Origin of the sequence: Pseudomonas sp. CFBP 8772 (genome assembly GCF_014841665.1) — a bacterium.
In the GTDB taxonomy this organism is placed as follows: domain Bacteria; phylum Pseudomonadota; class Gammaproteobacteria; order Pseudomonadales; family Pseudomonadaceae; genus Aquipseudomonas; species Aquipseudomonas graminis_B.
Genome location: NZ_JACYUI010000010.1, coordinates 135,260 through 148,746, shown reverse-complemented (window position 1 = coordinate 148,746; position 13,487 = coordinate 135,260). Strand labels below are relative to the sequence as shown.

General features: G+C 63.2%; 14 protein-coding genes. 2 read left to right on the top strand and 12 right to left on the bottom strand.

From position 1 onward, the window contains the following. The first annotated feature begins 2 nt into the window (after positions 1-2). Positions 3-362, top strand: coding sequence for a type III secretion protein HrpV (locus IFT99_RS19740; RefSeq protein WP_065989226.1), 360 nt, complete (start codon positions 3-5; stop codon positions 360-362). Positions 363-1,456: 1,094 nt separating this feature from the next. Here IFT99_RS19740 and sctU read toward each other — a convergent pair. The 12 genes from sctU to sctW are packed head-to-tail and all read right to left on the bottom strand — an operon-like array spanning position 1,457 to position 12,205. Continuing rightward, a complete protein-coding gene (gene sctU / locus IFT99_RS19735) occupies positions 1,457-2,533 on the bottom strand; it encodes a type III secretion system export apparatus subunit SctU (protein WP_065989228.1) in 1,077 nt (358 codons plus the stop codon). Then, positions 2,530-3,324 carry a type III secretion system export apparatus subunit SctT gene (gene sctT / locus IFT99_RS19730; RefSeq protein WP_192134520.1) on the bottom strand — a complete coding sequence of 265 codons (795 nt, stop codon included), beginning with the start codon at positions 3,322-3,324 and terminating at the stop codon, positions 2,530-2,532. The genes sctU and sctT overlap by 4 nt, the downstream gene beginning before the upstream one ends. After that, complete coding sequence (gene sctS / locus IFT99_RS19725) at positions 3,325-3,591, bottom strand: type III secretion system export apparatus subunit SctS (RefSeq protein ID WP_065989232.1); 267 nt, start codon at positions 3,589-3,591, stop codon at positions 3,325-3,327. Positions 3,592-3,598: 7 nt separating this feature from the next. Next, positions 3,599-4,252, bottom strand: coding sequence for a type III secretion system export apparatus subunit SctR (gene sctR / locus IFT99_RS19720; protein WP_065989234.1), 654 nt, complete (start codon positions 4,250-4,252; stop codon positions 3,599-3,601). Beyond that, positions 4,249-4,725, bottom strand: a complete 477-nt coding sequence (locus IFT99_RS19715; protein WP_192134518.1) for a FliM/FliN family flagellar motor switch protein — start codon at positions 4,723-4,725, stop codon at positions 4,249-4,251. The genes sctR and IFT99_RS19715 overlap by 4 nt, the downstream gene beginning before the upstream one ends. After that, on the bottom strand, positions 4,715-5,614 hold the full coding sequence (locus tag IFT99_RS19710; protein ID WP_244657028.1) for a type III secretion system protein: 900 nt from the start codon (positions 5,612-5,614) through the stop codon (positions 4,715-4,717). Before IFT99_RS19710 ends, IFT99_RS19715 begins: the two co-directional genes overlap by 11 nt. Next, positions 5,611-6,165, bottom strand: a complete 555-nt coding sequence (locus IFT99_RS19705) for a type III secretion system HrpP C-terminal domain-containing protein (RefSeq protein ID WP_192134512.1) — start codon at positions 6,163-6,165, stop codon at positions 5,611-5,613. The genes IFT99_RS19710 and IFT99_RS19705 overlap by 4 nt, the downstream gene beginning before the upstream one ends. Then, positions 6,162-6,617, bottom strand: coding sequence for a YscO family type III secretion system apparatus protein (locus tag IFT99_RS19700; RefSeq protein ID WP_192134510.1), 456 nt, complete (start codon positions 6,615-6,617; stop codon positions 6,162-6,164). Before IFT99_RS19700 ends, IFT99_RS19705 begins: the two co-directional genes overlap by 4 nt. 4 nt (positions 6,618-6,621) lie before the next feature. Next, positions 6,622-7,971: a FliI/YscN family ATPase gene (locus tag IFT99_RS19695; RefSeq protein ID WP_065989242.1), complete on the bottom strand. Its 1,350-nt coding sequence runs from the start codon at positions 7,969-7,971 to the stop codon at positions 6,622-6,624. Beyond that, positions 7,968-8,948, bottom strand: coding sequence for a type III secretion system inner membrane ring subunit SctD (gene sctD / locus IFT99_RS19690; RefSeq protein WP_192134508.1), 981 nt, complete (start codon positions 8,946-8,948; stop codon positions 7,968-7,970). The genes IFT99_RS19695 and sctD overlap by 4 nt, the downstream gene beginning before the upstream one ends. Positions 8,949-8,966: 18 nt before the next feature. Then, the gene (sctV, locus tag IFT99_RS19685; protein ID WP_192134506.1) at positions 8,967-11,102 is read right to left on the bottom strand and encodes a type III secretion system export apparatus subunit SctV; all 2,136 of its coding nucleotides are present in this window, start codon (positions 11,100-11,102) and stop codon (positions 8,967-8,969) included. Next, entirely contained in the window at positions 11,102-12,205 is a 1,104-nt protein-coding gene (gene sctW, locus IFT99_RS19680) for a type III secretion system gatekeeper subunit SctW (protein ID WP_192134504.1), read from the bottom strand. The genes sctV and sctW overlap by 1 nt, the downstream gene beginning before the upstream one ends. Positions 12,206-12,475: 270 nt before the next feature. Between sctW and IFT99_RS19675 the strand changes: the two genes are divergently transcribed. Beyond that, complete coding sequence (locus IFT99_RS19675; RefSeq protein WP_065989250.1) at positions 12,476-13,027, top strand: RNA polymerase sigma factor; 552 nt, start codon at positions 12,476-12,478, stop codon at positions 13,025-13,027. Positions 13,028-13,487 lie beyond the last annotated feature (460 nt).

The following is a 13,487-nucleotide window of genomic DNA, read 5'->3' as shown; positions in this document are numbered from 1 at the left end:
GCATGATTCGGGTATCGGAAAAAGCAGCGTTTTATGCCCACGTCGCCGCTGAGCGTGCGGCGATCTGGCCGGTGGCGACGGGCGTGGCGTTTGTCAGTCGACGTGAGCATCGGGACTGGGGCATTGCGCTGCATATCGAGGGCCGGGCCTTGCGTCCGGAGCAGTTGCGCGATGCGTTGGAGCGGCGGTTTTCGCAGGCGGAGTTGTTTAACGATTTCTTTTTGTTTTTGGATGTTCAGCGGGATTTTGTGGTGTGGCATGCGGTGCCCGATGCGCAGGGGGCGGCGGTGAGTCTGGACAGTATTCGGCGGCAGGAGCTGGAGCTGGCGGGGTTGGGGCATCTGAGTGATGCTTTGCAGTAATTCAAGATCAAGAGCCTCGGCCTAACGGCCTCGCGTTTCGCCTTCGGCGAGTTACTTGGAAAAGCACCCCAAGTAACCAAGGGTGCTTGCTCCTGGCTAGGTTCCTCCTTCGTCGGAATACCCTCACTCCGACGACGCTCCGTGGGCCCGCGCCGAACGGACATCCATGTCCTGACGGCGCTCTCGCCGCATCCATGCGGCTCGGCCCTCTGCGCGTCGTCTACGTTCGGCCTGCACCCAAGTCGCGATTGGCGGTGACTGAGCCTTTTGCGTAGGAAGATCAAAAGCGCGCTTACGCTTAGTAGGACCGGCTTTAGCCGGGAAGAGGCCAGTGTGGCCACCACCCATTTCACTGGATGCACGCGCTGCTTTTTTGTGGGACCGGCTTTAGCCGGGAAGAGACCCGCTCAGGCGCTGATATTTGATCGTTCCCACGCTCCGCTTGGGAATGCAGCCTGTGACGCTCCGCGTCACCTCCCGAGGGTAGATGCGCGGTGGAAATTTTCGGTCGGACGCCGGTCCTGTGGGAGTCGAGCTTGCTCGCGAATGCTGTATTGCAAACACCAACTATCCGGCGGATGTACCAATGCCTCGCGAGCAAGCTAGCACCCACAAATACGCGGCGTGTGGAAACGATCAGAGACGCCGCAAAATTGATGGCGCACCCACCGGCCTCTTCCCGGCTGAAGCCAGTCCTACGGGGAGCGCCGCCGGTCCCACTAAAAAGCAACGCGGACAACCTGTAGGACTGACGGTGCCTCCCGTAGGACCGGCTTCAGCCGGGAAGCCTTTGCCTTTGCTTTTGCTTTTGATCTTCTACGCAAGAAGTCCAAACGACACAAAACGCGACTTGGGTGCAGGCTGAACGCAGGTCTCGCGCAGTGGGTCGAGCCGCATGGATGCGGCGAGAGCGCCGTCAGGGCATGGATGCCCGTTCGGCGCGGGCCCACGGAGCGAGACCGGAGTGAAGGAACCCTGACGAAGGAAGGGCCCAACCAGGAGCACAAGCCCTTGGTTACTTGGGGCTTTATCAAGTAACTCGCCGAAGGCGAAACAGTCTGCCCCCAGGCAGACGCTGTTGATCTTGATCCTGATCAAACATCGTCAATTCGAATGACCTCGTCCGGAACGTCCTCAAGCTGCCGCACGATCTGATAAATATTCGCCACCGCCAACAGCGTCGTCCGCGGGATGTACTTGCCTGCCTTGACCTTATAAAGCGTCCGCGCCAGCCAGATACTCTGCACCACCGGAATCCCCGCCTTCTTCGCCCGCGCAATCAACGCCAGCGCCTCATCATCCTCACCCTTGCAGTGAATCTGCGGCAGCGGCGTTGTGCCCGGCCGGTAATACAACGCCACCGCATAATGCGTCGGATTCACCACCACCATGTCCGCATCCTCCACCGGCTTGGCCGGCGCAGTCGGTGCCTGGTTCAACAACTCATGGGCCAGCTGCCGACGATGCCCCTTCACGTGTGGGTCACCCTCGGCCTGCTTGTACTCCTTCTTGATGTCCTCGTGGCTCATCCGCAGCTTCTTCGCGTGGAAATACTTCTGCAGCGCAAAATCCACCGCGCCGATGACCAACAGCAACCCCAGCGTCGCCCGCAAAATGTGCCGGAACACCTCCAACAGCGCATGCCAATACGTCGTCAGGTCCGTGCTCGACAGCAAAATCAGCGTGCCCAGCGACGGCTTCACCACCACGTACAGCGTCACGGCGATGGCCGTGGCTTTCAAAATGCTGAGCAGCAAGGTCGTCAGGCTCTGCGCCGAGAACATCTGCTTGGCGTGGGCGAAGGGGTTAAGCTTGTTGAAGTCCAGCTTCAATGCCTTGGGCGCAAACAGGAACCCGATCTGTATCCAGCTGCCCACCAGCCGCATCAGCATCGCGATGCCGACACTGCTCAGGATGAAGCCGATCAACACGCTTGCGCCCTCGCTGGCGACCTGCTCGACGGTGTGCATGAAGGGCTGGCCAACCCCTTTGAACGACAGGTTCAGCAAGTTCAGCAAGCGCGCGACACTTTCGTCCGCCAGGCCCAGGGTCACTTCGCTGACGACCAGCAGCACCAGCAGTTTGCTCAGGTCCTGGCTTTGCCCGACCTGACCCTTTTCGCGGGCGTCGCGCACCTGTTTGGGCGTGGCTTTTTCGGTTTTTTCGCTCACGGCATATGCACCAGTTGACCGAGCAAATGCTTCAGGTCGGCGAGTTGCGTGATCTGGCCGTTGCCCAGTTCCAGCAGCGTCGGCAGGTAGATGAGCAGGAACGCGATGCCCGCCATGCTCTTGGCCGGCATGGCCAGGATCGACACGTTCAGTTGCTGAGCGTACAGGCCGATGATCGCCAGCGCGGCCTCGATCAACAGCAACAAACCAATGAACGGTGCGGCGTAGAGCATCATGTGCTGGAGGGTCTGGTTGAGTTGTTCGAGAAACAGGTCCAGGCCGTCGACCGTCATGCCGGGCAGCCAGGCGGTGGGCGGCCAGACCTGATAGCTGTCCCAGATCACCTGCGTGATCAGCGACAACCCGCCGGACAGGATCACCAGCATGATCAACGTTTCCTGAAACAGCTCGCCCAGCGGCGTCGCGTCAGGCCCCAGCGCCGGGTTCAGCTGACCGCCGCTCAAGGCGCCGCGCTGGCTGTCGAGCAGCGCGCCCACCGAGGCGAACATCCAGAACGGCGCGTACAGCAACAGGCCGAGCAGGGTGCCGAGTACGGCCTCTTTGAGCAGCAGCGCGCCGATGGAAAACCAGTCGTCATTCATCCCCGACAATGCGCGGCTGATGCTCGGCGCCGGCACCATCGACACCACCAGCACCACCGCGTAACGCAGCGGGCCCTTGAGGTATTTGAAGCAGAATGCCGGCACCAGAATCATGCACGGCAGGATGCGCGCGGCGGCCAGGCCCATGCCCAGCATCAGTTCGAACAGGCCCTGGGCGTCGAAGGGCATCTAGTGCGCGCCGCCGGACCGGGCGATCAGGTCGAAGGCCAGGTTGATGAACTGGATCAGCTCGACACCGATCCAGCGCCCGGTCATGGCCAGGGTCAGCCCGACGGCGGCGAGCTTGATGCCGAAGGGCAGGGTCTGGTCCTGGATCTGCATCAAGGCCTGCAACAGCGAAGTGATGACGCCGACCAGCACGGCGACCCCCAACGGCGGCGCCGTGAGGATCACCACCAGAAACATGCCCTGCTTGAACAACGCCAGCGCTTCCATCACCGCCTCACATGTACGAGTAGAAAAGGCTGTCGAGCAGGCGCGTCCAGCCTTGCACCAGCACGAACAGCAGCAGTTTGAGCGGCAGCGAAATGGTCATCGGCGAGACCATCTGCATGCCCAGCGCCAGCAGCAGGTTGGAGACGATCAGGTCGATGACGATGAACGGGATGTAGATCAGAAAGCCGATCTGAAAACCGGCCTGCAACTCGGACAGGACGAAGGCGGGGACGGCCAGCAGCAGGTCGCTTTTGCTGGCCTGATCGGCCATGTCCTTGGGCCACATGCGCTGGGTGTTGTCGAGCAGGTGGGCAACGACTTCCGGGTCGGTGTTACGGCTCATGAACCGTTGCAACGGCTCGATGACGGTGTTGGCGCTGGCCTGCAATTTCTCGGTGCTGCCCATCTCCAGCGGGCGGTCGTGAACCCGCTGCTGGATTTCGTGGGCGACGGGGGCCATGACGAACATGGTCGCGGCCAGGGCGATGCCGTAGAGCGCCATGTTCGGCGGCACTTGCTGCACGCCGATGGCGTTGCGGGTAATCAGCAGGGTCATGGAGATCTTGAGAAAGGCCGTGCAGACGATCAACAGAAACGGAATCAACGACAGGGCGCCGAGGAACAGCGCCAGCATCACCGGGTTCATCCCGTCCATGATCATGGGCGGGACGCCATGCGGGTGATCTGCAGACCGAGCCGGCCCTCGACGCTGACCAGTTCGCCCTCCGCGACGATGCGATCGCCATGGCACAGGGTGGCGAAGCCCGGCGTGACGCCGTTGACCGGTAATACGGTGCCGGCAGCGACGCGGCGCAGGTCGCCGAGGGTCAGTTCGAGGCTGCCGCAGCGCAGGGTCAGGGCCAGCGGCAGTTGATCGAGGGAATCGAGGGAGGTCTGGGTTTCTGTTGATTGAGGTTCGTAAGAATCGTCCGCGTAGCCAACGGCGGCGGTTTCATCCTGCCACTCGTTTTCAGTGGATTGATGTTCGGGGGCGCCGTGATGTCCAGGGTCCTCAAAAGCTTCCCGGCTGAAGCCGGTCCTACTCTGATCCGGCGCCTGATTCAGCGGTGGCTCAATTGACTCATCGTCGGCAAGATCCTCGATCTCGTCTTCGTACAATTCTTCATTGACCATGTCCCAAGTCTTCCTCGTGGCTGAACCGTACATACAGCTGCTCTGCGCGGCTGTCCGTCTGCACTGCCCATTGCCGACCCGCCAGTTGCAGGCGCCCGCCGCCTTCCTCGTCGAAATGACACAACGACGGCAGCAGCACGTCCCCCGGTTGCAACGACGCCAACTGGTCGAGGCTCAACGACAGCTCGCCCAGCACCAGCGGCTGGCGGATGGGCCAGTCTGGCGCGATGTCCTGCCGGTGTGGCTGCCAGTGGTGGCCGCCGAGCAGTTGCAGCATGACCCGCGCGTCGGCGCAGAGCTGTGCGTGCAACACCTGCGAACCCAGCCGCAGGTGCAATCGGCAGGTCATCGGCGCGGTAGCCGGGCGTTGGTCATCAACAGACAGCGCAGTGATATCGCTGAGTGGCCGCAAGGGGCAAAGCAGTTCCGCCAGTTCGGTATTCATGCGTTGATTCACTAATTGCCAGTACCACGGCTGGTGCTCGCCGCCGAGGGTGACCGGCAGTTCGCCCAGTAAACTGAGCACTGCTTCGGCGTCGCTCAGGGCGAAGGGGCCGATGGCGCTGTCGAACCAGGTCAGCGATGACGTGTTCCCGGCTAAAGCCGGTCCTACGAAGGGCGAGCCATCCCGGTTTGCATGGTCGGCTACCAATCGCAGGGTCAGTTCGCCGCGCTGGCCCTGGGCGGTGTAGCTGCAGCTCACGCCGGTGCCCAGCAAACGCGAGGCCTCGGCGACGTCGGCGCTGACTTCCCGCAGTGTCAGCGGACTGAACGACGGGTTCCCGGCTAAAGCCAGTCCTACAGGGTTCGGGCGGCTGATGTTCAGGGGGTTTACGTCCAATCCAGCCATGTCCACGTTGCTCACGTCCGAATTTATATCCGGGTTCATGTTGCCGCCTCCTCATGCAAAGACAAGTCAACGTCACAGCCCAGCGCCTGTTCCAGCGCGCTTTCACAGTTGCGTTGATGGGGCTGCAAGCGTTTCAGCACGCCCCGTCGGGCGAAGCCCAGTTCGATGCTCCACTGGTTGTCGCGCTTGTTGGCGTTGACCTGCACCTTGCCCAGATTGGGCATCAGCAAGGTCAGGCTCAACGGGCCGTCCGGCTGTTGGGGCAGGCGTTGGGCGAGCTCGTCGATGAGCTGAGTCGGCACGCCTTCAGCGGGGAACAACGTGCTGAAACTGCTGCCGGCGAAACCCGATTCGCTTTGATCTTCCGTCACCGGCGGCACCAGCAGTTGGGAGAAAAACATCCCGTCTGCACTCAACGACGCAGGCGAAGCGGATTCATCGCACAGCCGGCGCAGGCGTTCGGCATCGGCGCGACGCACGTTGGGCTGCGGCTGGCGCGCTTCACTTGGGGAAGCCGTAGAGGGCGTACGGGGCGGTTCAGCGCGGGGTTGCGGTTGCGGGCGAGGCGGGTGTTGCACCGGGCTGTTCATGACGATTCACCTTGTTCGTTGAGGGCCTCGGCCAGGCAGGCGAGTTTTTCCACGGCGCGTTGGGATGCTTTCGCCGCGTCTTTTGCCTGAGCGAGGCGCTGCTGTTGTTCCTCGATGCTCAACGCTTGGCGGGCCATGTCCTGGCGGATATAGGCGAGCCGGTCGAGCATGCGGTTTTCCTTCTCGTGCCAGCGTTCGAGGTCGTCCAGCGACATTGCTTTGTTGACGTGGGCGCTGCTCAACACCTGCCGGCGTTCACGCTGGTTATGCCGTTCCTGCGCGTAGGAATCGCGAGTCTGTTGCAGGTGTTCGTGCATCTGCTCCAGGGTTTTTTGCGCCTGCCGCTGCGCCCGTTCGGCGCTGGCCTGGCGATGCTGACGCAGAGGCGTGAGCACGCTGATGACCTGCTCCATGGCGAGGGTTTGCGGATCGACTTCGAGCGCTTCTTCCACGCGACTACTCCGGCAGTTGCGAGGTGAGTTGCATCAGCGCGGCCAGGGTTTCTTGCAGCGGCACCGGTTCGCGCAGGTCCTGGCGCAGAAACGCATTGATCGGCTCGTTCAGCCGCACGGCGCAATCGGTCACCGGGTCGCTGCCGGGCTGGTATTCGCCCAGGCGCAAGAGCATTTCCACCTGCTTGTACGCGGCCATCAAACGGCGCAACCGGTTGTTCGCCTGCTGGTGCTCGCGTCCGGTGACGTTGCTGATGATCCGGCTGATGCTGGCCTGCACGTCGATGGCCGGGTAATGCCCGCGCTCGGCCAGTTTGCGCGACAGCACGATGTGGCCGTCGAGCAGCGAACGCACCTCGTCGGCGACCGGGTCGTTCATCGAATCCTGTTCGATCAGCACGGTATAGAGCGCCGTGATCGAGCCCTTTTCGCTCATCCCGGCCCGTTCAACCAGACGCGGCAGCAGGGTGTAGACCGAAGGCGGGAGGCCGCCACGCCCGAGGGGTTCGCCGGCGGCAATACCGATCTCGCGCTGGGCCCGGGCGAACCGGGTCAGGGAGTCGAGCAGCAACAACACCTTCAGGCCGCGCTCGCGAAAGGCCTCGGCGATGGCGGTGGCAGTGAACGCCGCCCGGGCGCGCTCCATGCTGGAACGGTCGGAGGTGGCGCAGACCAGCACCGAGCGTGCGCGCAAGGTGGCGTCCAGTTCGTGGTCGAGGAACTCGCGCAGCTCACGGCCCCGCTCGCCGATCAGGCCGAAGACGATCACGTCGCAGTCCATGTTGCGCGCCAGTTCGGCCATCAAGGTGGTCTTGCCGCAACCGGCGCCGGCGAACAAGCCGACGCGCTGGCCTTCGCCGAGTAGAATCGCGCTGTCGATGGCGCGCACGCCCGTGGGCAATGCCCGGCTGATCCGCGGCCGCTGGGTCGGCGGCAGGGCGTCGGCGATCACCGGCAGGGTCACGCGGCGATCACCGGGCCCGGCGAATGCGCCTTCTGAATCCCCCAGCAGCGGGCGACCGAAACCGTCGAGCACGCTGCCCAGCAAACGGTCATCGACGCCGATGCGGTGGGCCATGCCCAGGGGCCGGATGTGCGCGCCGACCTGAATCCCGTCCGGAGTGCCTAGGGCACTGAGCAACGTGCAGTCGCGGGTGAAACCGACGATTTCCGCGAGCATGGTGCTGCCGTCGGATTTGCTCACTTCACACAAGTCACCGACCTTGGCTGCGGGAATCTGACACTCCAGCAAGATGCCGCTGACGGCGCTGACACGGCCGCTGACTTTCACCGCAGAAAAGCCCTTCAGGCGCTGAAGGTGGGCGGATTTCCATTGATCCAGCGCCGCGTTCACCAGCTCACCTCGTAGTGGCGGTCGCCGTCGAACTGGATGCGGTTGTCATCGATGCGGGTCAGGCGCAGCCCGGCCAGTTCGTCGCCGACGTACAGCCGGCGACCGTCCGCCGTGACCAGGTGGGCGTGGGGCCCGGACATGATCTGCACGATGGTGAACGGCAGGCCACTGGTGCCGGCGGCGACGTTGTCGATCAACGCGACCGGCGTGTCATAGCGGTCCTTGAAACGCTGCAGCATGCGCTGATACACCAGCTGCGATTCCGGCTTGAGATTGCCGCTCAACGCCAGGCCCTCGGGCGTCTGCTCCAGGGTGACGTCGCTCAGCAGGCGTTCGCTGAGCATGGTGTTGAGCTGGCGTTTGACGTCATCGATGCTGGTCAGCCGGATGCGCTTTTTGGCGGCTGCTTCGGTCGGTTTGCTCTTCTCGCTCGAAGGCCTGGCCTGCTGTGCGAGCTGCTGCGCAGGGGAGCTGATCGCCAGTTGCTCCGAAGCGGGTGCGGCGCTGCGGCTCAGGCTCCAGGCGCTGCCGGCAATGCCCAGCAACAGGCCGATGACCACGCCGGTGGTGCGGTTGAAGAAGCGTGAGCGAGACTCGACCTTCTCCAGCGGCGCGCTGGCCGGCGCTTCGGTCTGTGCCGTCTGTTCGGACTGCGCTTGAGGAATCACCGCCGGCAGCGAAGGCCAGGGGTCCTCGGCCGGGGACACGCACAGCCAGACCGAACCCAGCACAAAAGCGGTGTTGGGGGTGAGCAGGGTGCTCCCATGAAGGTGGCCTTCTTCATCGGCAACGGCGCCGTCGGCCGCGTCGAGCCGCCAGTCTTCGCCCTGGCGTTGCAGGCGGCAGTGCAGCTGTTCGACGCCGGGATCGTGCAGCGCCAGATCCTGATCGGCGTCAGCGCCAATGCCCCATTGCTCACCCACCAGCGGCAGCGCGGCGCCCTGGTGCAGGCCGGTCAATACGCGTAATTCAAACATGTGACGCTCTCCAGGCACTCAAGCGGCGTACTCGTTATCCAGCGCGTGCGGGTCGTCTTCGTGATCGCTCTCGAAGTCGTCTTCTAGGTCGAAGCGCCCGAGCACCTTGACCTGCGCCGCGTTGCTGATCTCGGCAAACGACAGCACCGGCACGTGATAGAACTCCTCCTGCAGCAGGGTGCGCAGCGGGCTGCGCAAATCCTGGGCGACCAGCAACACCGCGCGCTCGGCGCTGCGCAGGGGGAAGGCGATGTGCAGCTGCTGCACCAGCAGCTGGCTGGTTTCGTTGTCCAGCGCGAAGAAGGTTTCGGTCTGGGTCTGGCGCAGGCCGTCGCGCAGAATGCCTTCGCTTTCCGGCGTCAGGACCCAGACCAGCAAACCCTCAGGGCCGGAGTACTGGTGGTAGATCTGCGACTTCAGGGCGATGCGGACGTAGTCGGCGAGCACCGTGACTTCACGCTCGTGCTGTCCGTGCTCGATCAGGGTCTCGGCGATCACCCGGATCGCCCGCAGCGGCACGCACTCTGAAGCCAGGCGTTGCAGCACCGCCGAGAAGCGCGCCAGCGGCAGCACGCGCTGCATTTCCTGGGCAAGCTCCGGCTGCTCCGATTCCAGCCAGCCGAGGATCGCCTTGGTTTCCTGCAGGCCGATGAACTGCGGCCCGCACGACTGCAGCGCGCGTTCCATGCGCTCAATGATCAGCGTGGTCGCGTCGATGCGCTCGACGTCCCCATGCTGCAATTGCGGCGAATCGGTCGGCAGCCACAACCACTGAGCTTCTTCGCGCTCAACGCTGCCGTGCACGGCCGATTCCAGCGAGGCCGACTCCGGCAAGCCTTCTACCGAGCGCGCGTCCACCGCGACGTGGGTCTGGCTGAGCGTGGCCCGAAGCAGCGGCACTTCGTAAACCGAAAAACGAAACTCGTCCGGTGGCAGCAGCTCGCTGGTTTCGATGATGAAGGAGGGCAGGGTCAGGCCGTATTGCACCACCAGCCGGTTGCGTCGCTGACGGATTTCGCTGACCAGCGCTTCGATCTGCGCCGGGTTCTGGCTGGGGTGAAAATGCAGCACGAACTGGCGGCTGGGAGAGAAGGTGCGCAGGTCTTCGCGGCCGTTCATTTCCGGCGCGACGGCCACGGCCTGGGCAAGCTCGGCCTTGGGCTTGGCGCGGTGCAGCTGGAGCAGGCCGCCGACCCCGCAGATGATCGAGATGACCACGAACACCGCCGTCGGCATGCCCGGTAGTGCGGCGAATCCCAGCATGGCCACCGCCGCGATGATCCACGCCTTGGGCTGGCTGGTGATCTGCTCGGCGATCTCTCGGCCGATGTTGGCTTCGACGCCGTTTTCGCCGCTGGGCACGCGGGTGATGATCATGCCGCAGGTGACCGAAATCAGCAGCGCCGGGATCTGCGCGATCAGGCCGTCGCCGATGGTCAGCACGGTGTAGACCTGCAAGGCGTCGCCGGCGGTCATGTTGTGCTGCACCACGCCGATGGCGATGCCGCCGATCATGTTGATCGCGACGATGATCAGGCTGGCGATGGCATCACCGTTGACGAACTTCATGGCCCCGTCCATGGCGCCGAACAGCTGGCTTTCCTTGCCCAGTTCGGCGCGGCGTTTGCGCGCTTCGTGGACGCTGATCAGGTTGGCGCGCAGGTCACTGTCGATGGACATCTGCTTGCCGGGCATCGCGTCGAGGGTGAACCGCGCGCCGACTTCCGCCACCCGCTCCGACCCCTTGGTGATCACCAGAAAGTTGACCACGGTGAGGATCAGGAAGATCACCAGGCCCACCGCCAGATTGCCGCCGACCACGAACTGGCCGAACGCTTCGACGATGTGCCCGGCGTCCTGGTTGAGGAGGATCAGGCGCGTGGTGGAGATCGACAGCGCCAGCCGAAACATCGTCGTCAGCAGCAGCACCGCCGGAAACGTCGAGAACGCCAACGGGCGCGGCAGGTGCATCGCCAGCATGATCAACAGGCACGAGATGCAGATGTTGATGGCGATCAGCACGTCCACCAGTCCGGTGGGCAGCGGCGTGATCATCATGAACACGATGGCGATGACCACGAACGCACCGACGATTTCCGAGCGGCGCATGGCGGCGTGCGCGATCGAATTGAGCAGGTTAATGACACGATCCATCAGGCGAGGCCCCCCTGGAGCTGGTTCTGTTCCTGCCGAGTCAGTTCGGCCATGAGAATGAGCAGGTTGCCCAAGGCGTTCTGGCGGCTTTTCAGGTCGCGCCAGAGCAGAATCGGCAGCTGTTGCAGCATGGGCCGCAGCCCGTTGAGAAACGCCAGTTGATGCTTGAGCTGGTTGCCGCCGATGTGTTGCGTCAGTTGCAGGGTTTCGCCCAGGTTCATGCCCTTGCCCGACAGCGCCAGCAGGTGTTTGAGAAAGGCCGCTGCATCCACTTGCAGCGCGGGGTTCTTGTTGCGCATGCGGCCCAGCAGATGCTCGCAACTGCGCAGCAGGGTGGTGACGTGCCGGGCAGTGTTCAGGCCGTGCATCAAGGTGCGCAGTTGCTGCGGCGACGTAGATGGCGTGAGCGATGAAAGATCGTCGGCGAGGGCGCTGCGCATGTCCCGCAGGTTCAGCTCGAATTCGCCGGGTTCTTCCTGCTCATTGATCAGCGCGTCGATCAGCCCGGTGATGTTCTGCTGCCCGGCCACCGCCACGCTGTAGAGGTTGCGCAGGGCACCGCGGCGCTTTTCCGAGGTCGGCCGGGAAAACGCCTTGGCGCTGTTGATGCCTGCGCGGGTGCGTTTGCCGTATTGACGGCGCAGTTGCTTGAGCTGCTGGCTCAGCACCACGTGTTCGCCCATTTCGCCGTCGGCCTGGGCCTGCTTTCTCGCTGCTTGCAGCATCACATGGGCCTTGGCCGGGTCGCCGTCTGTGTAACTCAGAATCTGCGCGAGGCTCGACGCGTTCTGCTTTTGCAGCTGCTTGCGCAGGTTACGCGCGGCATCGTCGAGGCCTTTGTCCTGACTGCCCATCAACAGCTGATACAGCTCGCCCAGTTTCACCGCCCGCGATTGCAGGGCGTTCCCGCTGGCGAGCAGCTCCCGCTGGCTGAGGCTGCGGCTCTGCTGAACCAGCGCCGACGCGAAGCGCGCGACCTGTTGCGGCGAGGTGCCGTTGACGTTCGGCGGATTGACATGCAGCGGCGCGGGCGCCTGCGTTTTTGCCGGCGTGATCGCAGGGGGTTGCAATGCCTGTGGGGCAACGGGGGCGGCGATCTTCATAAGTCGGCTCTGGATGGCTCGGTTCGGGGCCTGGTCATGGGTCCTGAGTGGAGCGCGGCGGCAAACGGTTCCATCTATTTGTGCGCAGATGTGGGAGCAGACCGATCTGTGCCAAATCTCGTCCGAGAAACAGCGTGTTCGCGCAAAGATTTGCACAGTGCTGTGCCTGAAGATTTATTTATTCATCTAAATTCAATGGCTTATGGGTTTTTGAGGGGTGGCACGCATATCGCTATACGGCTAATACACTCAAAACAAGGAAGAGCCCTGATGTTTTCCAACCTTGCGATTCTCGACATTGACTCCCCAGTGCGCCGTCCCGCCCAAGGGATACGTCACCTGACCAGTGATCAGATCAAGATGATTCGCGGCTTCATTCAGAAGCGGGTCATGAACCCGGAAGATGTCGACGACATTCTGCAGAGCACCTTTCTGGAAGCGCTGCGCAGCGAACACAAGTTTCAACACGCGAGCAAACCCCAGACCTGGCTGTGTGGTATCGCGCTCAACCTGATCCGCAACCACTTCCGCAAAATGTATCGCCAGCCGTACCAGGAAAGCTGGGAAGACCACACCCATTCCGAACCCGATAGCCATGGCGACATCGGCCATCAGGTCGACGGCCATCGTCAGTTGATGCAGGCCGTCAGGGCGATCGGCACGCTGCCGTCGAACATGCAGCGGGTGATTGAGGTGTCGCTGGAAATGGACGGCAATTATCAGGAAACCGCGTCGTCCCTCGGCGTGCCGATCGGCACCGTTCGCTCACGCCTGTCCCGGGCCAGGGAACAACTCAAGCGGCAGATGGACCCGTTTGGCTGAGTGCCGAGTGGGACTGAAGGAACGCGGACTTTGTGGGACTGGCTTCAGCCGGGAAGGCGTCGGGCGCCACGCCGCAGGGTTGATGGTGTTCACACAGGCCTCTTCCCGGCTAAAGCCGGTCCTACGCAAAGCACCGCGTGCATCCAGCGGGACTGACGGAACGCGGACTTTGTGGGACCGGCTTCAGCCGGGAAGGCGTCGGGCGCCACGCCGCAGGGTTGATGGTGTTCACACAGGCCTGTTCCCGGCTAAAGCCGGTCCTACGCAAACCATTGCGCGTATCCAGTGAGACTGGCGGCGCCGCCGAGTTGTAGGACCGGTTTAGCCGGAAAGGCGTCGGGCACCACGCCGCAGGGTTGATGGTGTTCACGCAGGCGTCTTCCCGGCTGAAGCCGGTCCCACTAAAGCAGATTGCGTGCATCCAGCGGGACTGACGGAACGCGGGCTTTGTAGGACTGGC